At 60.7% G+C, this 22,058-nt stretch carries 14 protein-coding genes; 7 read left to right on the top strand and 7 right to left on the bottom strand.

Features of this window, described 5'->3' with window-relative positions:
- Positions 1 to 38: 38 nt before the first annotated feature.
- A complete protein-coding gene (locus F6X42_RS02910) occupies positions 39 to 2,831 on the bottom strand; it encodes an autotransporter family protein (protein ID WP_222945463.1) in 2,793 nt (930 codons plus the stop codon).
- Between the two features lie 1,306 nt (positions 2,832 to 4,137).
- Between F6X42_RS02910 and F6X42_RS02905 the strand changes: the two genes are divergently transcribed.
- From F6X42_RS02905 to F6X42_RS02890, 4 genes are all read left to right on the top strand, one after another.
- Positions 4,138 to 4,626: an aminoacyl-tRNA deacylase gene (locus tag F6X42_RS02905; RefSeq protein ID WP_187632763.1), complete on the top strand. Its 489-nt coding sequence runs from the start codon at positions 4,138 to 4,140 to the stop codon at positions 4,624 to 4,626.
- Between the two features lie 82 nt (positions 4,627 to 4,708).
- Positions 4,709 to 5,446 carry a BON domain-containing protein gene (locus tag F6X42_RS02900; RefSeq protein WP_187632762.1) on the top strand — a complete coding sequence of 246 codons (738 nt, stop codon included), beginning with the start codon at positions 4,709 to 4,711 and terminating at the stop codon, positions 5,444 to 5,446.
- A 93-nt stretch (positions 5,447 to 5,539) separates the two neighbouring features.
- On the top strand, positions 5,540 to 7,282 hold the full coding sequence (locus tag F6X42_RS02895) for a tetratricopeptide repeat protein (protein ID WP_187632761.1): 1,743 nt from the start codon (positions 5,540 to 5,542) through the stop codon (positions 7,280 to 7,282).
- Positions 7,283 to 7,717: 435 nt separating this feature from the next.
- Complete coding sequence (locus F6X42_RS02890) at positions 7,718 to 7,999, top strand: DUF4148 domain-containing protein (protein WP_187632760.1); 282 nt, start codon at positions 7,718 to 7,720, stop codon at positions 7,997 to 7,999.
- A 328-nt stretch (positions 8,000 to 8,327) separates the two neighbouring features.
- Here the strand turns inward: F6X42_RS02890 and F6X42_RS02885 are convergent, their stop codons facing one another.
- The 3 genes from F6X42_RS02885 to F6X42_RS02875 form a co-directional block, all read right to left on the bottom strand.
- Positions 8,328 to 9,383, bottom strand: coding sequence for an alpha/beta hydrolase (locus F6X42_RS02885; RefSeq protein WP_187632759.1), 1,056 nt, complete (start codon positions 9,381 to 9,383; stop codon positions 8,328 to 8,330).
- A gap of 486 nt (positions 9,384 to 9,869) precedes the next feature.
- Positions 9,870 to 11,066: a porin gene (locus tag F6X42_RS02880; RefSeq protein WP_187632758.1), complete on the bottom strand. Its 1,197-nt coding sequence runs from the start codon at positions 11,064 to 11,066 to the stop codon at positions 9,870 to 9,872.
- A 231-nt stretch (positions 11,067 to 11,297) separates the two neighbouring features.
- Positions 11,298 to 16,853, bottom strand: a complete 5,556-nt coding sequence (locus tag F6X42_RS02875; RefSeq protein WP_187632757.1) for a trifunctional serine/threonine-protein kinase/ATP-binding protein/sensor histidine kinase — start codon at positions 16,851 to 16,853, stop codon at positions 11,298 to 11,300.
- Between the two features lie 272 nt (positions 16,854 to 17,125).
- Here F6X42_RS02875 and F6X42_RS02870 point away from each other — a divergent pair, with 272 nt between their 5' ends.
- Together F6X42_RS02870 and F6X42_RS02865 are read left to right on the top strand one after the other, a co-directional pair.
- Positions 17,126 to 17,812, top strand: a complete 687-nt coding sequence (locus F6X42_RS02870; protein WP_187632756.1) for a TetR/AcrR family transcriptional regulator — start codon at positions 17,126 to 17,128, stop codon at positions 17,810 to 17,812.
- 198 nt (positions 17,813 to 18,010) lie between these two features.
- Positions 18,011 to 18,403 carry a response regulator transcription factor gene (locus tag F6X42_RS02865; RefSeq protein ID WP_187632755.1) on the top strand — a complete coding sequence of 131 codons (393 nt, stop codon included), beginning with the start codon at positions 18,011 to 18,013 and terminating at the stop codon, positions 18,401 to 18,403.
- Positions 18,404 to 18,513: 110 nt separating this feature from the next.
- On the opposite strand, the gene F6X42_RS02860 is transcribed toward F6X42_RS02865, so the two are convergent.
- The gene (locus F6X42_RS02860; protein WP_187632941.1) at positions 18,514 to 19,182 is read right to left on the bottom strand and encodes a response regulator transcription factor; all 669 of its coding nucleotides are present in this window, start codon (positions 19,180 to 19,182) and stop codon (positions 18,514 to 18,516) included.
- A 351-nt stretch (positions 19,183 to 19,533) separates the two neighbouring features.
- Between F6X42_RS02860 and F6X42_RS02855 the strand changes: the two genes are divergently transcribed.
- On the top strand, positions 19,534 to 20,076 hold the full coding sequence (locus F6X42_RS02855; protein WP_187632754.1) for a hypothetical protein: 543 nt from the start codon (positions 19,534 to 19,536) through the stop codon (positions 20,074 to 20,076).
- An 87-nt stretch (positions 20,077 to 20,163) separates the two neighbouring features.
- Here the strand turns inward: F6X42_RS02855 and F6X42_RS02850 are convergent, their stop codons facing one another.
- Both F6X42_RS02850 and F6X42_RS02845 read right to left on the bottom strand, forming a co-directional pair.
- On the bottom strand, positions 20,164 to 21,291 hold the full coding sequence (locus tag F6X42_RS02850; protein ID WP_187632753.1) for a VIT1/CCC1 transporter family protein: 1,128 nt from the start codon (positions 21,289 to 21,291) through the stop codon (positions 20,164 to 20,166).
- Positions 21,292 to 21,314: 23 nt separating this feature from the next.
- Positions 21,315 to 21,836, bottom strand: a complete 522-nt coding sequence (locus tag F6X42_RS02845) for a DUF3331 domain-containing protein (RefSeq protein ID WP_187632752.1) — start codon at positions 21,834 to 21,836, stop codon at positions 21,315 to 21,317.
- Positions 21,837 to 22,058 lie beyond the last annotated feature (222 nt).

The following is a 22,058-nucleotide window of genomic DNA, read 5'->3' as shown; positions in this document are numbered from 1 at the left end:
TTGCGCCGGTCACGACATTGATGGGGCAAAGCAGACGCCTACCAGACATAGCGCACGCCGAGATCGCCCTTGACCCCACTACGGCGGACATTGCTGTTTCCACTCACGGCGAACTGGTAGCCGAACTGTCCGTATAGGTTCAGCCGATCCTTGATCTTCGCGGTGACACCGCCGGCGAACTCCAGTCGCGTGGCCTGCACATTCAGCGGCACCGGATCATTGGCGAAGGTCGTGGTGGCCTGGGCATTGAAATCCCGCCACAGGTTGGCGCGCACATACGGCTGCCACACCGTCTCATGGCTGCCTTCGATGGTCCACTTGCCGCGCACGCCGAGCCGGCCACTCGCACCCGAAGTCGAGCCGAGGGCGACTTCACCCAGACCATCGTTCGCATCGTTGAACGACACATGCTGCCAGATGATCTGCGCCTGCGGCTCCAGTTCGAAACCCGGGCCGAGCGGCAGCGGGATCGGATAGCCCCCCTCCAGGGATGTCGCGAAGCCCGTACCCCGGACCGGCAGACTCGCAAATTGCGTGGTCGCGCCGCCGTCGTAGTACGTACCCTGCACGACCGCATCGAGATACCAGCCACTGGGGCCGTAGTGCGTCCAGTAGCCACCGCCGGTATACGCATTCAGATGCATCGAGCCGGTGTGCTCCAGCGCGTATCCGGTTGCCGCCGCGTTGGTGACCAGGCCATCGACATCTGCACTGCCGTAGGCGTATGCAAAGTAGACGCCTGCAGCGTCGCGATGACCGGGCAACAAGCTTCCGCGCCATACGTCGAGACCGGTCTGCAAACCTCCGACTCCGCCGCTCGCGCGCGGGTCAGCGAAGGCCCCGTAGCGGTTGTCGATCTGCCCGCCGAACACGCGTCCCCAGGCGGAGCGTGCCCAGCCCGAGCCACCGGCGCCACCATTCTCCGTCGTGAGCGAGTCGCCGATGCGCTCATGCAGCGTACCGAGCATCTCGACACCCATCTGCCGGGCGACCGGTTGAACTACGCCATAGGTGGCCAGTTCCGGCCCGATGATCGGATAGACGCCCGGCGGCAACGGTTCCGGCGGGGGCTCGGTGCCAGGTCCTATCTCTGGCTCCTCTTCCGGTTCCCCCGGAGGGGGCGGCACGATGAAGGTCGAGCGCAGGAACCAGTCCTCCGGATTGCTGCCGTTGAGGCCGCCGCGATACAACCGATAGTCGTCGGCGCCACCGCGCGCCTCGCCGGCGAGCGTAAAGGCGTCCGGCGCCGTGGTGCCACCGTTGGTCGCCTGCACGACGAGAATGCCATTTCCCGTCGTCAACCCACCGGAGCCGCCTGCATTCGTGATGTGCACCGATGAAGGGTCCGCGCTGCCGCCATTGATGATGAGCCTGTCCGACGGCGAGCCGTCCGCTCCGAGAAACGTGCGTAGCGCGAGCGTGCCGCCGTCGCCCACATAGTCGTTGACGGTCAGCGCACCGAATTGCCCCTGCGGCAGCCCGAAACCAGGCTCAACTGTTCCTGCATTGGTGACGGTGTTGAAGACCGTTCCAGTACTGCCCAGAGTTCCGTTTGCCTCCACGTCGACCGGCGACTGCAACGAGCCGGTCAGATTAAGGACGCCATTGCGGACGATGGTTGGACCGGTAAAGGTGTTATGGCCGGATAACGTCAGCACGCCGCTGCCGACCTTGGCCAGTGCTCCGCTTCCCGATAGCACGCCGGACCAGCTCGCGCCGATGCCGTTGGTATCGATGGCCGACGTCGTGCCGCCGACCAGCGTTGCGTTGACGCCTGCGCTCAGCGCCGAACCCACCACCTGTATCGTTCCGCCGCCGAGATTGAATGCATAGATGCCGCCCAGATTGTTGTAGTCGCCAAACAGCGAGCTGCCGCCGATCTGCAGCGTGCCGCCCGACAGGTTATACGTGCCGTTGCCGGCCGCCGCGAGATACAGTCTCGACGCGCCGCCGATCGCAAGGGTCCCGCCGGTCTGGTTGATCGTGCCAGTGCCTTCGCCGGCGGTCGACACGAGGTTCGAGCCGAGGAACAGCGCGCCGTTCGCCAGCTTGAAGGTGCCGCCGCTCAGGTTGAGCGTGCCGCTGCTCGGCGCGCTGCTTCCCGAGTTTCGGCCGAGCGTCATGAAGTCGGTGGCACTGTTGCCGAACGTGGCGGTACCGCCTGACAGGTTGTAGGTGCCGGTCCCGCCCTGGTTGCCGAGGTTCAGCGACACCGGCGTACCCGGCGTGCCAAACACGACATTGCCAGCGGTTTGCGTAACCGTACCGGTGCCGCCAAAGTCGCCGACCTGAAGCGCGGAGTTGAATGTGAGCGTGCCGCCGCTTACGTTCAACGTGCCAGACGATGTCGAACCGGGAACAGTTGGGGCATTGCCCAGGCCCAGCGAAAGATAGTCGATCGCGGCATTGCTGCTCGTCACCGCAAGTCCACCGCCAATCACGAATGCGGAGCCGCCCCGGATCGTTGCGCCGTCGATCGTCAGTGTCCCGGCTCCCGTTTTGACGAACTGGCCTTGTTGCGAAGTTGGATCGCTCGCAGTGCCAGCGTTGTTGATCGTGCCGGAGAAGTTGGTGCTCGTGCCGTCAGTGCCAACAACCAGGACGCCGTTAGCGATGGTGTTGATCGTTTCACTGCCAGAGAGATTGGGCCGTTCGGTGACCGTCTGCTGCGCCAATGTCGGCACGGGTGACAGGCCCAGGAGCCAGATCGCATGGAGGATGCTGAAGCGGTTGAGCCGCTTATGCCGCGTCCTCAGCGGATTCGCCGGTTGCCGGTGCGCGCCGCCGGCAAGTGCGTTCAATGATACGCAGCGAATCGAACTTGCAGCCATGGCAGCCCCTCCGTTATACGCCGGTGGAAGCTTGCCAGATCACATGTTGCGAGCTTGACTTCGCAAGACCGACCCATCGACGGTGGATTGCGTAATGCACCTCCCCGAACAGTCGTGACCTTAATGGTTGTGCGCAGGCGATTCAGATATTGCCACGCTTTGCTAAGAGTAATCAGGGAGATCGAATTGTCAAGAATAAACTTCAGGAATTCGCTGACTATCAGTCATTTTCTAACCACCAATGAACGCCATTCAATGCACGTTCTTCAATAGGTTTTCATTCAATATTAGAGTCACGAAATATGCTTTATGAATCACGATTGGCAGCAGCAGGATGCGGAGGCCGATTCAACCGGTCGATTCAGGCTGCCTCTGTTGCTGCTTTCAATTCGCTCGCGCCGCGGGCTAACCGGCGTTCAATAATTCGCAGTGACGAAGTGGCGCCAGTGGTAAGGCAGCTTAGGCACGTCGAGTATGTTCAGCGATATTCGCAATCTGACAGAAGCAATCAGATTGAAGGATCGAAAGGTATTGCTGGATTTCGCGGTAGATCCTAAAGAGAACGTATCGCCAATGGTTCGATCTGCTCGCGGGCTGAACGATATGCTACTTGACGATCGGAACAATTCTGACTCTCGCGATTAGGCGCGGCCCGGAAGGGGCAACCGCAACAAGTGCACAACACAAGCCGATCCAAGATAAACAACTGATACCAGTCGGTCCGGAATAGCTATAACGGACCGCTGCTTAATGTTCGCCAATAAATGCTTCGTCGAAGCCGATCTCATCCACGTAAATAACCACTGCGCATCCTCTTCAATGGTATCGCCGAGCGAACGAGCGGGGAGGTGGAGCGGCATGCCGAATAGACCGAGTTTCGTGATACCTCGTGAGTGCGACAGTGGAAGGCACACGATATGGAGCACGGTCCTTGTCAATCGAAAAAGTCTCTAAAAATCAATCATGTGGGATGCGTTGACGTGTCGCGTGTGCTACACCGTGCGACACCATAGTCGCGAAGGAGGCTGTGTCGAGCCGCAGGCGAATGCCCAACCCGGACGCGTCTCTCGCAAGCCGCTAGTGGTTAACCATGGGGATAGGCGGTTCGGTCAACGGCTAACGAGAAGCTTTGCGAGAGCTGATAGGAGTGGGCCAAGGGACGTGAAAGCGAATCGCCGTTGCACGCCGCCACACCCGCGCAGTCGCCGCGCAGCCGACCGCAGGTCTTTCACACGCTGGCGAAAGCGACCTATCCTAAAAGAGTTCCGCTTAACAATTTCTCGTTTCCTTCCAGAGGAGGTGCGTCATGTCGATGTCTGCCACTCTCCAGGACTGCCTGCGCAGCAAAGGCTCCCAGTACGAAGTCGTGCGTCATCCGCTCAGCCATTCCAGCGTCGAAACTGCGGCAGCAGCCCATATTCCCGGCGATCGCCTCGCCAAGACCGTGCTTCTTGAAGACGAGCACGGCTATGTGGCGGCGGTGCTGCCTTCCACCTACGCAGTGCGCCTGTCGTCGCTCTGGGCACAGACCGGACGTCAACTTTGGCTGGCCAAAGAGGTCGATCTGCGAGAACTGTTCAAGGACTGCAACGTAGGCGCGTTGCCGCCGATCGGTACGGCCTATGGCATGCAAACCTATCTTGACGAGAGCCTCACCCGCCAGCCGGACGTCTATTTCGAGGCCGGCGATCATGAAGCGTTGATCCACATGGGTACGGATCAATTCCTCGATCTGATGGACCGAGCCGAGCGGGCACACTTCGCCCGGCGCATGCAGGGTGTGTCATCTTCTTGACCGGCGCCCGCCTGACGCGGCAACGCTTGCGCAGTGCGGCATAAAGGGCACTGCGTCGCTCAACCTTTGCGCGAGGCAGATCATGCAACGCAGCGATGCGGTCTTCAAGCCGGTGATGGCAGCCTTCGAGCGCGAATCACACCTGAAGCTCCGCCATCATCCCATTCATATGAGTTTGGACGGCGACGCCTTGACCGTGGCAGGCGAGGTGCCGGATATCGCATCCAGGAAACGCCTTCTTCGCTTGACCCGGATACACAGTGAGGGGAGACGTGTGGTCGATCAGCTGCGTGTCACTGCCAAACCGGCGGTCGGTGATGGCGAGCTGCGCACGCGGATCTGCGAACGGCTCGCGCAGGCGGTGGAGTTCCGCCACTGCGTGATCTGCGCGCGCGTCAAGGGCCAGCTTGAAGTACTGCGCGGCACGATGGACCCGGCGGGCAACGATGGCAGCGGTGTCGTCGAAGTGACGGTCGCGGACGGCGTGGTGACCTTGACCGGGCAAGTGAGCAGCCTGTCTCACCGGCGCCTCGCGAGTGTGACTGCCTGGTGGGTCGGCGGCTGCCGCGACGTGGTGAACCTGCTGGAGCTGGTGCCCGCCGAAGCGGACGGCGACGATGAGATTTCCGATGCCTTGCACCTGGTGCTCGAAGCCGACCGGCGTGTGCGCGCTGAACAGATCACGATCAATGTGGAAAATCACCGGATCACGCTGGCAGGGTGGGTGGCGACCGAAGCCGAAAGACGGCTGGTGGAACAGGACGCCTGGTGCCTGGATGCGATCGATGGCGTCGTCAATCGCATCCACGTGCGGGCCTGACCCGACCGCCGATCCGCGTGCAGTACCTTTTTCCATTGGAAAAACCTCTGCTCTGCAGCCGGGCAGGCCGACTCGCGGCGAACGTGACGGGAAATGAGTGCGCGCAAGTTTCTGTCGGCCGTGGCGATGGCCGTATTGTCCGGAGGATACCTGGATGCGGTTGCGGCGAGTTCGTGTCCTCCGGCGTTCTCCGAGGTCGATGTCAAAGACGGCCTCAAAATACAGGCCGATTGTGGAATCCCCGTCCGGGCCCTCAATCGCATGGTTACCGAATTGAACCGTTCGGTGAAGGGCGCCGGACTCGCCGATGTGCAGATAGTCTCGCTCGCGAGAGCCGCCAACCTGATACTGGCTGCCGTACAGGCGCGTTCGGGCCGTATTGAGCACGGGGCCGATACCGCGTTCGTCCACGTCGGACCGCTTATTGAACGTCTTGCCGGGCAAATCAGCGCGCGGCCCGACGCGGACCCGGTAGCCGAAGCCCGGCAATGGGGTGTGCGTTACGACGATCTGCTGCGCAGATCGTCGATCGCACGGAGTTCCGATCCTCTTGAACTGCAAATCGATGAAGCGCTCGAGCGCTTCGATCTGGACGGTGCATCGCAGCGATTAACGAAGCTGCTTGGAGAAAGACAGGGAACCGCGCAGGTGCTCGCGGCGCGTAGTTATGAGGCTGGCGAAATCGAGCTGGTGCGCTTCACGCCGGGCAACGCACTGCCGTATCTGGAAAGGGCCTACTCGTTGCAACCGGAAAACACCGACACTGCGACTGCGTTTTCGGACACGTTGGCTGAGCAAGGCGAGTTTGAACGTGCAGAACCGATTTACCGCGCGCTGCTGTCGCGCTATCAGGCGCTTGCACAGGAGAATCCCGCAGCCTACCAACCCCACATTGCGCGCACGCTCGAGAAGCTTGGTAACGTCTACGTTGGGCTGCAACGGCCAAAGGAAGCGGAGGCTACCTACCTGCGGGCGCTGGAGATCTATTGGCTACTCGCGAAGGAGAACCCGCAGGCCTACGGCTCCGCGGTGGCAGAATCTTTCGATAACCTCGGTGCCCTGTATCGCGATACACAGCGCCTGACGGAGGCAGCGGAGGCATATCGCGAAGCGCTGAGCATCGATCGTGCATTGGCCTCTCGCGACCCCGCGACCTACCGGCCTGAAATCGCGACAATGCTTAACGACCTCGGCATCCTGTACGACGCTACACAACGCCTGAGCGATGCGGAACAGGCTTATCGCGAGGCACTGGAGATCCAGCGGGCTCTCGCGCGCAGCAATCCCGCGGCCTATCGACCGGCGCTCGCGCGTACGCTCAACAACCTCGGGAACCTCTATAGTTCCATGCAGCGATTCCACGAAGCAAAGCATGCCTACAAGGCAGCGCTCGCGATCCGGCAGCAGCTTGCCCGCAAGAGTCCAGCACTCTATCTGCCTGACGTGGCACGCACGCTCAGCAATCTTGGCGCGCTCTATCGTGCCACGCAACGGCCGAAGGAGGCTCAGCAGGCTTATCAGGAAGCCTTGCAAATCTATCGTTCGCTCGTGCGGGACACCCCCGCTGTCTACGAGCAAGACGAAGCGCGGACGCTGAACAATCTAGGTGTCCTGTTCACTCATAGTGGGCGTCCGCGCGAGGCGGAAGACGCCTACCGGAGTGCGCTGGACCTTTACCGGACTCTGTCGCGAGATGACCCCGTGACCTACCGACGGGATGAAGCACGGACACTCGGCAACCTCAGTGCGCTCCTCAGCCAGACCCGGCGACCCCGCGAGGCCGAAGAGACCCGGCGTGAAGCAGCTCGTCTTCTCGACACGACAGAAGCGCCGTAAAACATAGATGCGATTGTGCAGATGCCTAAAGAATCAGGCTGCGCTGACAAAATTTTCACGTGCTGATGATCCGGGTACCGGGTGTTCGGAGCCAGCGGGAGTGGTATAAGGGCGGCGCAGCGCGAGCCGGTCAATCCACATGACGGGTTCCTGAAATGAGGCCATGAGGGCACGGCGTTCCTGCGCTGTCAGAGCGCGTGACGCGGGCTTCTCGACTCAGGAGTGTGATGGTAGAGCCCTTACGGGCTGCGGTCGGCTAGATTGCCGTTCCGTTACCTGGGCGTTGATGCGAACGTGCGGTGATGTGACGTTTCACGAGGCAATGCCTGGATAACAAAAAGGTAATCTGCGGGTCAGTGCTCCGACAGGTGAAATGACGAGAATGGGAAGCGTGGTTCAGGCCACTCACTTCTTGCCACTACCCGGAGAGACATCATGAAACTGCTTACCGCGATTGCCGTTGCTGCACTTAGCTTGCCGTTCGGCGCAAACGCTTTTGCTCAAACCACGTCGTCGGGATTGACACGCGCTGAGGTCATTGCGCAGTTGCAGCAGGCACAGGCCGAAGGGCTGGTGCCGACGTCCAAAAGCGACTATCCGCCGACGGCCGCAGAGATCGCGCGCAATCGGGAGATCTATGCGATCCAGCATGGCACACACGGTACTGCTGCAATTCACACGGCGGGCATGCCGGCGGCGCACCCGGTGTCGGAATAAAGTTGAGACTGAGGTCGCCGGGTGCGAGCCTTCTTGATGCGCGAAAACCTCATGTGACCTCTTACGGCTGCTTCGGCAATTGCCTCTGCGTCACTAAAGTCGTTCTTGTTCGATTTGCGAAATGGTGCGGCAAACTGCGCCGGGGCGAGCCGTACTTCGTGACCGAGCATTTGCGCTTTGGTCACCAGAAACTGCGTCCCGGCGCATGATTCCATCGCGATCAGTCAGTGCTCCTGCTGCACGACATAATCCAGAAGTGCCTCGCGGTAATCATCACGGCGGCAGTAGTAACGAGAGAAATGACGACAGCCCTGTAGAAGAAGCCTGGTCAATGACCGAGGTGCCTGTTGAAGAACTCGGTAATTTCACCAAACGCTTCTTTTGTCTCGGGTATGCGGTCATCCATTTGGTACTGCGCGTGCGACATGCCGTCAAAGACCTCGAGTTGTGCATCGATACCCGCCTCCCGAAGCTTCCGATGCACACGAATGGTGTTGCTGAGCAGCAGGTCCCGGGTTCCCGTGGTCAGGATAGCCGGCGGAAAACCGTGCATGTCTCCATAGACAGGTGAGAGCAGTGGGTCTTTGAGATCATGGCCGTGCGCATAGACTACGGCCGCGGCATCGCAGAATCCATCGCGTGACACCAGGACGTTGTCGACCTTTTCATTGGTGTAGAACGAATCGCCAGTCTTCGTGAGGTCCGACATTGGCGTACCTGGCGCGATCGCGCCGGGCATTTGCAGGCCTTCCTGTTTCGCGCGCAGCATCAGCTCCAGCACCAAAGCACCACCCGCCGAGGTCCCAAAAACGCCCACGTTCTTCGCATCGTTCGCCCGCAGTACCGCCTTGTAGACCGTCTCGACATCGTCAAGCGCAGCGGGGAAGTAACCCTCAGGCGGCATCCGATAGTCAACAGAAATCACCTTGTAATGCCCCAGGCCCGCCATGATGACGGCTTCGTTCGTGCCCGCCTCGCCCGGGTAAAGCTCATAGCAGCCGCCATGAATGTGAATTAGCACCTTGTCGTGGTGATCGGGCGGAATAACATCGGGCGTCACGACGTACACCCTCACACCGTTGATTGTATTGGGCTGCACCGTCACACCGAGGCGTTCGCGCATGGCCGGTTGGGTTTGCATGACCTTGGCAGCCTGCGCGTTGGCTGCCACTCTCCATTGCTCGCCCGTGGTCCACAACACATTCCATGCTGGGTTATAGGGCGCCGCGATGAGCTTTTGCAATTCGGGGCTAACATCTGCCGGCATTGGCAGGATCTTTGCGGGCACCCGCCGCTGGGCAAGCGCGTCGTCTCCGGCGAGGGCAACGCCCGAAACACCTACGAATGCAGCGCACGCGAGTACAAACAACTTGGTGAATTTCATGGATGACTTCCGTTTGCTTGCTTAAAGCGCGAGTTCATAAACGATCTCGAATGGTTTCAGGGCGCGAATCCGTCCGAACTCCTGATCGTCACCGACGCTCATGGTGTGATCTTTTTGTGCTCGATGCCGCGTGGAAATATCACACCATCAAGCCGCTTTCGTCAGCGTTGTGTTCGGCTCGGCGCGATCGGCACGGTCACCCCCAAAAAAAGCCCGCCAGAATGGGCGGGCCAACTGTTTCTCGGAGAACGCTTGTCGGTGACAGGGACTACCGGCAACGTTATCAAGCCTCTCGCGCTCGAATAACGCAGTTGATGTAGCTTGTCTCCCCTTCAATACTCGGCTCTCTCCCGGGAAGCGAATGTTCCGCTCCCACGAATCGAGCCCCAACGATACAAATATCAGTCATCGCCGGTTGAGAAACATGCCTGCCTGCCGCACGCGAATTGCCGCAAGCCCGGCGTTCCTCAACCGTTCGATCAGGACTTAGAAGCGGGTGCGCAGACCAGCGCCCACGACCACCTGGTTCTTCGTTGCCGCAATGCCGCCGACATAGGAGCTTGCGCCTTCAAATGCAGTCAAGCTCGAATTACCCGGTGCCGCCGAGTTCAGACCGCCGCTCAGGTGTGACCAGTTGGCGACTGCGTACACGTCCGTGCGGTTCGACAGGGCGTAATCCGACAACAGGCTGAGTTGGTTCCACTTCGGCGATGCCGCGTTCCCAGTGTTGTCGAACTTGCCATCGGTGAAAGTGTAAGCTGCGCCCAAGGTCAATGCCGGGGTCAGGCTGTAATGCGCGTTCACTTCATAGTTCGTGAAATGAACATAAGCGGCGTTTGCAACCGTCAACGTACCGCCGCCGGGGAAAGCGGTTGCGTTGTTCAGCTTGGTGTCCGTGATCACAAAACCAACTTTGGCCGGGCCGAACGTGTAGTTCAAGCCGCCGCCGAAGGTACGCTGACGCCCTGCGGTGAAGTTCTGGTCACCGGTGCCGCTGCCGTTGGCGCTGTTATCAACTGCGCCACTGTTGTTGAGGCTGCTGATGTTGTTGTTAATCTGCGTGTAACCCAACGTCGCAAGAATCGGCCCGTTGTTGTACATGGCACCAAAACTGTACGCACGGTTGTTCGCGAAGCCGCCGGCCTGGTTCGAGAGGCCATACAAGGCGCCGACGGTCAGGCCATAGTAATTCGGGCTCTGGTATTTCACCGCGTTGTTGACGCGGAACGTTCCGAGCATGTTGTCGTTGTCCATCACGTGCGCGAAGGTATTGCCACCTGCGCCGTTGAAGTTTTCCATCGATACATGGCTGACCCAGTCGTACATGAATTCGTTCTGACGACCCATGGTCAGGGTGCCGAACTGGTTGCTCGACAGGCCGACATAGGCGCTTCGGCCGAATTCGCGGCCACCCTGGCCAAGCTTGCCGTTGCTCAGCGTGAAGCCGTTTTCCAGCACGAACAGTGCCTTCAGGCCACCACCCAGATCTTCGGCGCCTCTCAGGCCCCAACGATTGCTTTGCATCATGGCGTCGGTCAACTTCACATTGCTGTGACCGCCGGTGTTGTTGCTATAACTAATGCCTTCATCCAGCAGGCCGTACAGGGTCACGCTGCTTTGCGCATGCGCTGCGGTCGTGCCGAGAGCTGCAAGCAGCGCGGCAGACAATACTTTGTACTTCATCAAGACTCTCCATAACTGAGTACTCCTCGCAAACAGGCAGCGTTTACGGGAGACGAAAGTCTAGCCTTGTATACATAGTGAATTTTTTGAAATATGGACAACGTGTGTTTTATACAAATATGTCAAGCATGTAATTTTCACGTCACGGAGCTAACACCAGGAGTGGTGTCTGTACGGCTTGATAAGTAGCGATCTTCACGCGGCGAATTTTGATGAGGGGGGTGATCGTCCTTAACCGGCTCGCCGTCCCTGAACGCAATGCCTTTCAGCAACCGCTTGAACTTTTTGGTGAGCGCGCACCGTGAATTGAAAGATCGCGCCGCGAGGCTCGTTTGCGTTCGCCCACAATCGTCCGCCGTGTGCCTCGACGATCGAACGGCAGATCGACAGCCCCATACCCAAACCGGTGGGCTTCGTTGTATAGAACGAGGCGAAAACATGCTCGGGAGTGCTGTCCGGGGCAAAGCCCGGCCCCGAATCGCGCACGGTCACAAGTACGCAGTCAGCGTCGGCGTTTCCCGTGCTGATCAGCACTTCCCGCGCCCCATCGCTGACGTCGCTCATGGCCTCGATTGCGTTGATGACCAGGTTCAGGAGGACCTGTTGCAATTCGACACGGTCTCCCTCAATGAAGGGCAGGCCGTCTGCAAGTTGCACCTGCACCGAGGCGCCGTGCTTCACGGTTTCGCCACGGGTGAGCTCGATCACCTCGCGGATCGCCTTGTTGATATCCACCGTTTCCTTGCGTGGTGGCGCCTTCCTGATGAGTTGACGGATCCGGCCGATCACGTCCCCCGCCCGATTACCGTCATTGACGATACGGCGGAGCGCCTGCCGCACCTCCTCGACGTCAGGCGGCTGGGCGTCCAGCCAGCGCAGCGCAGCTGCGGCGTTGGTGACCGTCGCGGCGATCGGCTGGTTGACCTCATGCGCAATTGAGGACGCGAGCTGGCCCATGGTGGCTACGCGGTTCGCATGCGCCAGTTCCATCTGCACTTCACGATAGCGCCGCTCGCTCTCGCGGACTTTTCCTTCCGCCTGCTTAAGCTCGGTCAGATCGAGCACGAAAGCGACACCCGCGCTCCCGCCTTCCTCGAAGACCGCTGCCCCGGTCAGCACAGTCACACGCCTGCCATCCTTACGGAAATACTCCTTCTCGAACGGTTTGTGGGTCCCGGTATTCTTGAGTTCGGACAGGGCATGTGCGGTGCGCTCGCGTGATTCCGGAGTTGTCAGCTCCGTCCACCGCACGCGACCCGCGACGAGATCTTCACGGTCGTATCCCACGATTCGTAGAAACGCGTCATTGGCCTCGAGAATTGCACCTTCATTGTTCCGCATGACGATCCCGATGATGTTGGCGTCGACCAAACGCCGGATCTGAGCCTCGCGTTCCGCGAGGTCGCGGTATAAGCGGGCATTTTCCAGCGCGATCGCCGCCTGCGAGGCGAGCAGCTTCAACACGGCGATGCGGGCCGGTGCGAAGACGTGGGTCATCAGATTGTTTTCGAGGTAAAGCGCGCCGGTTAGCCTGGCCTGATTCATCAGGGGCAGGCAGAGAATCGAACGGGCACGATGCTGATGGACGTAGGGGTCCGTCGCAAACGGGGGCTGGGCCGCGGCATCGTTGAGAATGACGCTCTCCCGGGTGCGTAGCACATGGTAGAGGACCGACTCCGGCAGCACCGCCGCAGTCACCGGCTTCTCGCGCAGCTGCACCTGGGTCGTGTCGCCGCCGGTCGTCGCTTCTGCTGCTATCCGTTGTTCGCCGCCGTCTGGAAGAATCAACAGACCCCGCTCGGCACCGGCCTGTTCAATCGCCGTGCGCATGAGCGTATCGATCAGCTTGTCGAGGACGATGTCGCCCGAGACGGCCTGCGATACCTTGATCACAGTCGTCAGATCGAGATGTTCGACCGGCGCGCCGATTGTGCTCGTCAGACGGGGCGCGGGCTCTTCCACGCCAAGGTGCGGATACTGTTCCTCAAGTTGCCGCGCCTTCCCGTTGGCTCCCCAACGCAGGTAGCAGGAGTGAGCCTGCCGCAAATACAGGCGCCGAAACTGTTCGAAGCCGCGCGCGGCGTAAAAGCGCGCGGCCACTTCGTACGCGATCGCCTCGTTCTGGACGAAGCCATTGTCGCGCGCCGCACGGATCGCCTGTTCGTAGAGGCGCATCGCGTCGACATCGCGGCCTTCAAGGCGAGCGATCTCGGCACCTACCAGCGCCGCGCGGTCCTCGAAATTCTCCGGACAGTTGTCCGCCCAAGCCCGGAGCTGGTGATGGTGCGCAACGACAACGTCCAGCTGCTGCTGTCGCGCGCCGGCCGGTTCGCGCTCGCAACAGGCGGCATGGGCCAGCGCACAGTAAAAGCGATGATCCGCGGCTGTGAACAGCAATCGCAAGATGCCCGGATGCACCTGTTCCGCTCTGGATGCCGCCTGGATGGCAGCGGCAAAGTTGCCAGCATGGAAGTGGGCCTGCAGCTTTCGGGTATGGTAAAGGCAATCGATCCACGCGAACTGCGGGTCACTAGCCAGACGCGTTTCGATCTGGACTTCGTCGAACTGTTCGTCATTGAAAGAGCCGAATGTCGACGTCAAGCCGCGCAGCATCCGGACCAGCCCCAGGTACGATGCGATGAGCTCGACGTGGTGCCCCAATTGCATCTTTTGTGCAAATGCGAGACCGCCCTCGGCTTCGCGTTGGACCTCGATGAGAGGCGTGCCCGCTGCGAGAAGATTGTCGATCAGGTAGAGACCCCTGTACCACCCCATAAACAGCAGATCGCCGCTCCGGTTCGCGATCTCGAACCCACGGCGCAGCAGATCGCGTGCAGTCCCGACCTGCCTTGCGAATGGAATCAGGTGACTTCCCGCTGCCATATAGGTCCGGGCCTGAAAGCGCGTGAATCCGCGTCGCTCTGCCAGTTCGCAGCCGAGTTGCCCCAAGCGATAGGCCGACTCGTGGTCGCCGAAGTGCGCGCTGGCGACGCAGCCAAACCATGCGTAGGTCGCGCACGATGCGTCGCTGTTGCCCCGCTCCAGGCTGAGATTGACCGCCCAGCACATGGCGAGGGGATAGAGGTTCTTTTCCGTATGGAATGCAGGCGACACGAGCTTGGTCAGGACCTCCATCGTCGCCAGAGATGCTGGATCGGCCATCAACGGCAGTTCGATCAGATCCTCGATGCTGCGGCGCCCGAGCTGGGACCAGAATCGCTGGTATTCGCGTCGCACGTCCTCCTCTGTCGGCTGCGGCGACCAGTCGACCCCCAAATGCCGGAGATAGTCGAGGCCAACGGCAACGGCGCGGCCGCTCTGACCAAGCGCCGTGTAGAGGTCCAGAAGCAGGCAGGCGACCGACGCACGCTCGATGGTCGTTGCAGCCCGAGGCGAAAGCGCGTTCAACCGGTCTTCTGCGACTGTCCGGGCACCGCTGAGGAACTCGCATTCGGCCCGGTTCAGCTCCAGCGCAAACATCAGCTCGTGCCGGCGCTCCCAGCTATCCGTCGCCAACAGCGCCGCACCGGCATTGAGATAGGTGAGCGCCGAGGCGTAGGCGGTGGCCCCCTTGGCGCGCCTGCCCGCGGTCAGATTGAGCTCGGCGAGCTGGTCCCGCTCCTCTTGTTCGGTGATCAGCGCGGCGCCGCGGTTGAGCTGATTGACGATCTCGAAGATCGCCTCCTCCCGTTTCTCGGGGGGCGTCTGCGTCACCAGCAGCCGTCCGATCCGGAGATGGACTTCAGCCCGCAACGTTTGCGGGATCAGTGAATAGGCGGCCTCCTGCACCCGGTCGTGGATAAATCTGTAAGAGCCTTCCAGATGTTCGACCAGTTCCTGCTGCACCGCCGGCCATAGCGCCGCGTTGACCTGCATCTTCGAGGCGCCGAGAACGATTGAAAGCATCGCGCTCGCGGCCACGTTGCCAAGGCAGGCGAGCTGTTGCAACGCCTGCTGCGCTCCGACCGGCAGGCGGGTCAACCTGCCGGCCATGAGGTCCACCACATTCTCGGTATAACCCTTGGCGTAGATGCGATCGAAATCCCAGCACCAGCACGCCGCGTCATAGTCGAAGGTGAGTAGCGCCTCTTCGGCAAGCAAGTAAAGAAACTGAATCACGAAGAACGGATTGCCGGCGGTCTTCTCATGCACCAGCTGCGCGAGCGCCGCCGCATGCTTCGACTTGCAGTGAAGGGCATCCGCAATCAACTTCTCTATGTGCTGATGGGTGAGCGGTGCGAGCCTGATTTCCGCGATCGTGGCGCCTGTGTTCCTGATAGCCCGAAGTTTGACCATTAGCGGATGCGTGGCATCGATTTCGTTGTCCCGGTAAGCGCCGATCAGCATCAGGTATCGCAGTTCCGAGCGGGTCAGCAGATCCTCGAGCAGATCAAGCGTCGCCGCATCGAGCCACTGCAGATCATCGAGAAACAGCGCGAGCGGATGTTCCGGCCGGGCAAACACGCCGATGAAGCGCTGGAACACGAGCTGGAATCGGCTTTGCGCCTGCTGCGGGTCGAGCTCCGGGACCGCGATCTGCTCACCGATGATGAGCTTCAGTTCGGGGATGAGATCGGTCATGAGCCGTGCATTCGGGCCCAGCGCCTCCAGAAACGCGCCGCGCCAGCTCGCCAGTTCGGTGTCGCTTTTGCCGAGAAGCGGCCTCACCAGACTTTGAAAAGCCTGCACCAGCGTCGAATAAGGAATGTCGCGTTTGTACTGGTCGAACTTGCCGGAGGCGAAGAGCCCCCGCGGCGGCACCAGCACTTTGTGCAGTTCATTGACGACCGAGGATTTGCCGATGCCGGAATAGCCGGAGACCAGCACCAGTTCGGGCGCGCCGCGTTTGACGACCCGATCGAACGCGGCAACCATGGTGTCGATCTCGCGCTCCCGTCCGTACAGCTTCTCGGGAATCAGCAGCCGGTCGGGGGTGTCGTGTTCGCCCAGCGGGAAGTCGTCGAGCTGGCCATCGCGCTCCCAACTGGTGAGGCAGCGTCGCAGATCCCGCTCGACGCCGACCGCGGTCTGATAGCGCTCCTCGGCGGTCTTGGCGAGCAGCTTCATGACGATCCGGCAGAGCGCAGCGGGGACCGTCTCCAACCGCTCGCCAGGCGGCACCGGCTTTCTGGCGATATGGCAGTGCACCCATTCCATGGGGTCGGCGGCCGTAAACGGCAGCGCGCCGGTGAGCATCTGATAGAGCGTGACGCCGAGCGAATAGAGGTCGCTGCGCGAATCGATCGAGCGGTTCATCCGGCCGGTCTGCTCGGGCGCCATGTAGGCGAGGGTGCCGGCGATGGTCTCGGGCGGCTCGGGCGCCCGCCGTTCGCGCGGCAGCCGCGAGGCGATGCCGAATCCCGTGAGCCGCACCTGTCCGTCCGCGCCGTTCACCAGGATATGGGCGGGCTTGAGATCCTTGTGGACAAGGCCGCGCTGGTGCAGTTTGCCCAGCGCCGCGGCGATGCCGACGGTGAGGCGCAACGCGCTGCCCGCATCCATGGGCGCGCCGAGCAGCCGCCCGAGCGGCTCACCGCCAGGATCCTCGAGCACCAGTAGCGTGCGGCCCTCTTCGCGAACCAGTTCCAATGGCCGCACCGCCCACGCGCCATCGAGTTCGTCTTTCAGTGCGAATTCATGAGCGAGACGATCGAGGCTCGCCGGCGGCGCAGGTTCGGCGGCGGGCCGCACCATCAGCACATAGTCGCCGCCGACATCGCCCGGGCGCCGCCCCCGACAGAAGACACGCTCGCCATCGTCCCACAAGATCTGGAGTCGGTTACTCATCGGCGCCGGAACCATGTATAGGAGGGTTACTTATCTGCCGCACTCTGCCGCGAGGCCGCCTGTCCCGCTAACTTCGTTAAATTGCTGCATAGGGTAAGCACTCCGTTGCCGCCACGACGGCCAAGCCACGGAAGGGAAAAGGACGAATACCCCTGTTTCGGCGGCCTCACCCATACTTCAATATGTACATTATAGTCAAAATGACTTTATTGTCCAAATGCTCGGTGTCCCTTAGAATCGGGGAACGATCTGTTAAGTGGTTCGCGGAGACGATGAAGAGTTCAGGCGAAAAGACAGGAATGGCGCCGGCGCAATTGGCCAGGCGAGCGGAAATTGGGCGCGAGCGTCGTGCCCGTACGCGGGCTTTGCTAATCGAGGCCGGCATCAGGGTTCTCGCTGAAAAGGGCCCGGATAACGCGAGCATCGACGACTTCATGGCGAAGGCGGGGCTCGCGAAGGGCACCTTTTATAACCACTTTCAAACGCGCGAGGACATGTTGACGGCGGTCGCGACAGACCTGGCTGAGGAGCTCAATCTGCATATTGTCGAATTGACGGCCGCAATGCCCGATCCCGCGCAACGAATGGCATGCGCCGTTCGCTACTTCGTTCAGCGGGCAGCAGACGATGCAATCTGGGGATGGGTGATCCTGCGCATCGGCCTCGGAGCCGGTCCTCTCGGGGACAGCATGGCGCGGGAATTGACCCGCGACGTTCGGGAGGGCGTAAAGTCGAAGCGGTTCTTGATCGATGCCGAACGGGTAGGCGCCGACGTCATACTGGGCTCGGGCTTGATGGGCATCCGGTCAGTATTGCTGGGGAAGACGGGTCCTAAGCATGCGTCTGCGCTCGCGGCTTCCATTCTAAGAGCGCTGGGTGTGCCCGCAAGCGAGGCGGCGAAAATTGCGGCCATGAAGTTGCCCGCTCTCGATCCTTCAAAGTTACGTCGCCTTTCATAAAGGCAACCTGCGTATTGAGTTTCTGCCGCCAGCGGCTTTTAGATGGTGGGGATGGCACCCGAGCCGGGGCGCTCGTACTCATACATTCGTATGATTTTCGTCCACCGGTTTGTGCTCTACGCTTGGTCCACTAGCGCATAGGGGCGGAGCCTGCATGTCCGCGCTCCGTCCGTTGCGCCCCATTCCCCGAGGGTAGAGGTGAGCCAGTTACGTGTCCCCCGGATTGCTTCCATTGTCGACGACGACGAGGCCGTCCGCCTTGCCACCGCGAGCCTGATTCGTTCGTTAGGCTGGAACACGCGCGTCTTCGCGTCGGCTGAGGAGTTTTTGGCGTCCGCGAGCATCGCAGAAACGGCATGTCTGATTTCCGACGTGATCATGTCGGGCATGTCCGGCGTCGATCTGCACGATCGCCTGCTGGAACTCGGGTGCGCTCCGCCCACCATCCTGATGACAGCCTTTCCGACCGCTGTTCTGCAGGCGAAAATCCAGGCAAAAATCGAGGCGAACAGTGTGCTGGCGTTCCTTGAGAAGCCCGTCGACACCGCCGCCCTGGCACACTGCCTGACTCTCGCGTCCGGCGGCTCATAGCGTGTCAAGCGCTCGGGAGTGCACGAAGCAGCGAGTTGGATCCTTCAAATGAGAACGTACCGAGCAGAAGCGGGGCGGACCGCGCGCACACCGTCACGGAAGGATCAAGATCACTTCAGGTGATGCGGCTCGATCCCGAGGGCTTGCGCCTTTCGCACGAGATCTGCTACGGAACGCGCCGCCATTTTTTTCATTGCCTGTCCGCGATGGATCTTCACGGTGATTTCGCTAAGATTCATCTCCGAGGCGATCTGCTTGTTCATCAGGCCGGCCACCACGAATCCCATTACCTCTCGCTCCCGCGATGTCAACGAGCCGTAGCAGGCCCGAAGCGCCGCGATGGATTGTTCGGCAGCGCGGCGCGCCGCATCGCGCGTCAACGCATTCGAGACTGCGTCCAGCATGTCCTGATCGCGAAAGGGCTTCGAAAAAAAGTCGAGCGCTCCCGCTTTCATGGCCTTGACGGACATTGCCACGTCGCCATGGCCTGTCATGAACAGAATCGGCATTTGCAGGCCGCTCTTCGCCACTTCTTCCTGAAAGGTGAGGCCGCTTTCGCCGCGCAACCTGACGTCGAGAATCAGGCAACTGGGCGCGTCGTACTTCTCGAAGGCGAGAAACTCGTGCGACGATCCGAAAGTCTCGACGCGTAGCCCGACTGACCGAAGCAGGGCGCCCAGCGCGAGCCGAACGGCCTCGTCATCGTCGACCACATAAACCACAGATGGCTTGCTGCCGCCGGCGCTGCGGGTCGACGTCGAATGCGGCTCCAAAATCATCCCTTCCCCTTCCGAATCGACAAAGTGCGCGGTGACGTTGGACATCGCGTGCCTGGAAGCGCGCCGAGCGAAGACATGAACCACTTTCGGTAAATCGGCGCGTCCTGGAACGCACGGTACCGCACTCCGTCGTATTTGGCGAGCTATACGCAGGTATGAGTTCGCAACGTCTATGCGGCAGCGGCGCCAACCGTTCATAGGATGGGTTTGCCAGTCAGGCGCGCGTATCTTCATTGCACGACGCAGGCGTTCGTACGGCGCGGGTACGTCGCTCTCATTGACTGGCGGGCGAATCAGTTGAGCCAGGCATGCGTCCATTTTTCACCGGCATCGCCAACAGGAGAAGGCCTCGTGGATATGAAAGAGATAGCACGCGCTAGCGACGTCGTGGATCGCAACAGGTTCTTTGCAGAATATTTGCCGATTCAGACGGAAGCGGACGCGTCACATTTGCCGCCCGGCCGGACCGTAACAGCGCTGACTTTCGCGATCTGTGGATGGTCGTTGATTGAAGCGCCGTTCGAGTGCGGCGCATCGAGCGGCGATACCTGGCTGTTGGAGCTTGTCGTGGCGAAACTGATCATCATCGCCGTGGGCGTTGCGGCCATTGCGGACGTTCGTTTCGCCCGCGGAATTTTCGCCTTTATTTGCGGCACGAGCGTATTGGCCATCGCACCCGGACTCCCGTTCGAGTTCAAGCACTCCGTCGCGATTTCGCTGTTGTCTCTGATCGAATGCACCGGCAAGACTGCTTTCGTTATCGTGTTCTGCACTTGGGCCGATGCGCGAACGCAAGCTATCCGTGTCATGTCGTCCTCGATGCGCGGTATTGGCAGGCGCATGGAAACAACCTCGCGACTCGCAGGGCTAATGGGATGGAACCTCGACGAATGAAGGCACTCGAGGGTCCGATCTGCCGGGCATCGATGCCGGATACCGGTTGGGCAGGTGCATCGACGCCGGCTCGACCGCCGTTCAGGTTCAGGAAATCGAGACACCAAGCAAGTGGCCGGCACCGAACGTAAATCCTGCGGCCAGAAGACCGATGACCACCTGACGGAGACACGAAAAAAGGGCGCTACGTCCGTTAAAAAGTGACGTGAATACGCCGATGGAAGCCAAAGCCAAAGTGCTTAGCACGATGCACTGAACGATTGCGCTGAAGCCGTGAGTCCACAAGAACGGCATCGTTGGAAAGATCGCCCCCACCGAGAAAAGACCGAAGGACACCCCCGCTGCCGACCACGGATTTCCGCCTAGATCCGCCGGGTCCAGACCTAGCTCCTCACGTGTCAATGTATCAAGCGCATTATCTTTGTCACGCATCATTTGTGATGCGACACGCTTTGCCTCATCCGCATCGAGACCTTTAGCGCGGTAAATGAGCACGAGCTCGTGCTCTTCCGCCTCAGGGGTGGTCTCGAGTTCCTCGGCCTCCCTGGCAATCTGGTTGCTAGCCAGTTCACGCGCGTTGGTCACGGACAGCCATTCACCAAGCGCCATCGAGCACGCTCCGGCGATCAACCCGGCCAGCCCCGTAAAGAGGATCGTCCTATTGCCGGTTCCCGCACCAGCCATGCCCATAATGAGGCAGAAATTGGAAACCAGTCCGTCGTTCGCACCCAGTACGGCGGCGCGCAGATCGTTGCCTGACGATACGCCCTTGTGCCAGGGTTCTGCCGCTGCGATGCGTGCCCCTTGTGACATTTTCGGGTCGCCACCGCTGGCGAGCTGCTGAACGACGGCCGCGTGGCGATGTTCGTCGGCCGACATGCTGCCAGCGTCTGGCTGGCCCTGGTACTTGTCGCGATCCGCATACTCGGCAGCAGCTAATGTGGGCAGCACGAAACCTGCGCCAATCAGCCGTACGAGCGCTTTCATCAGGCGCGTTTTTACAGCAAGACCGGTCCCGTGATACCTGTCGCCATTGACCTTCAACTTGTCGGCCCAAACCTGTGCGTGCTCACGCTCCGATTTTGCCAGCTCGCCGTAGATCTCTTTTCGCGCATGGTTGTCCTCAACCTTCGCCAAGGCTTCGTACAACTCAGCGCTATGAAGTTCGTCGGATAGGTTCGCGCGATATCGTTTCAATTCGTGTATTGATGCCATGACATGTCCTTGAGCTCTGGCGGTCACTCGCGCGACGGCCGCCGGGGCGCGAGTTGAGGGGAATCGATGTAGACGGCGAGGATCATCGCGGATGCATTCAACGGCCTGCGGCGGCCTCGACCCGGTCGATAGATCGCATCGCTGCTTTGTATCGGCAAGCCACTCAGCGCGCAGACTCCCACCCGCCTCGCAACCATTTTTTGCCACGTCTGATATCCATAATTGCAGCTGGTCGGGTCGCGCCATGACAGGACCACCGATACGGCGCTCGGCCGATCGAGAATCTCGATCGTGGCATTGAGCCCGTAACCGATCTCCAGAGCAGGGGCGCGGGAGGGACGCGGACTGCACCGCGCGGGCTGCGCGGTCTCGTCACGATCGCCACTGCAAGCACCGAGCGAACAGGTAATGTGCAGCCAGCGCGACGCGTATTCGTTCGCCGGCGTGGCGACGTACCGCGAGCCAGACAAAGACGGATTACGGCCGCGTGCGAGTACTGACGGAGCAGCATCGGGGGGCGACGATACATACGTGTGTTTGCTCATTGCATTCTCCGTCGGACTGGAAAAAGCGGCAAAAAATCGGCGACACCAGTACCCGCTTCGCTGTCGCCGGGAAGATGCACGCTGTCTCGGAAGGGCTTCAGCGCCGGGTGGATGTGGACTGACCCGATTGACTGTTACTGAAACACCGCGCGGTCCATGGAATCAAGATAGGCGGACGACCTCAAAAAAAACATTCTACGAACGGTTGGCACGGTCCTCCGC

The organism is Paraburkholderia podalyriae (assembly GCF_014397785.1).
Taxonomy (GTDB): Bacteria; Pseudomonadota; Gammaproteobacteria; order Burkholderiales; family Burkholderiaceae; genus Paraburkholderia; species Paraburkholderia podalyriae.
The sequence above is the reverse complement of the archived record's forward strand: the minus strand, read 5'-3'. Positions and strand labels throughout refer to the sequence as shown.

Excerpts from the sequence above, each read along its gene's own strand:
- F6X42_RS02910 (WP_222945463.1), bottom strand. The coding sequence starts at position 2,831 with ATGGCTGCAAGTTCGATTCGCTGCGTATCATTGAACGCACTTGCCGGC.
- F6X42_RS02905 (WP_187632763.1), top strand. The coding sequence starts at position 4,138 with ATGTCGATGTCTGCCACTCTCCAGGACTGCCTGCGCAGCAAAGGCTCC.
- F6X42_RS02900 (WP_187632762.1), top strand. The coding sequence starts at position 4,709 with ATGCAACGCAGCGATGCGGTCTTCAAGCCGGTGATGGCAGCCTTCGAG.
- F6X42_RS02895 (WP_187632761.1), top strand. The coding sequence starts at position 5,540 with ATGAGTGCGCGCAAGTTTCTGTCGGCCGTGGCGATGGCCGTATTGTCC.
- F6X42_RS02890 (WP_187632760.1), top strand. The coding sequence starts at position 7,718 with ATGAAACTGCTTACCGCGATTGCCGTTGCTGCACTTAGCTTGCCGTTC.
- F6X42_RS02885 (WP_187632759.1), bottom strand. The coding sequence starts at position 9,383 with ATGAAATTCACCAAGTTGTTTGTACTCGCGTGCGCTGCATTCGTAGGT.
- F6X42_RS02880 (WP_187632758.1), bottom strand. The coding sequence starts at position 11,066 with ATGAAGTACAAAGTATTGTCTGCCGCGCTGCTTGCAGCTCTCGGCACG.
- F6X42_RS02875 (WP_187632757.1), bottom strand. The coding sequence starts at position 16,853 with ATGAGTAACCGACTCCAGATCTTGTGGGACGATGGCGAGCGTGTCTTC.
- F6X42_RS02870 (WP_187632756.1), top strand. The coding sequence starts at position 17,126 with ATGAAGAGTTCAGGCGAAAAGACAGGAATGGCGCCGGCGCAATTGGCC.
- F6X42_RS02860 (WP_187632941.1), bottom strand. The coding sequence starts at position 19,182 with ATGATTTTGGAGCCGCATTCGACGTCGACCCGCAGCGCCGGCGGCAGC.
- F6X42_RS02850 (WP_187632753.1), bottom strand. The coding sequence starts at position 21,291 with ATGGCATCAATACACGAATTGAAACGATATCGCGCGAACCTATCCGAC.
- F6X42_RS02845 (WP_187632752.1), bottom strand. The coding sequence starts at position 21,836 with ATGAGCAAACACACGTATGTATCGTCGCCCCCCGATGCTGCTCCGTCA.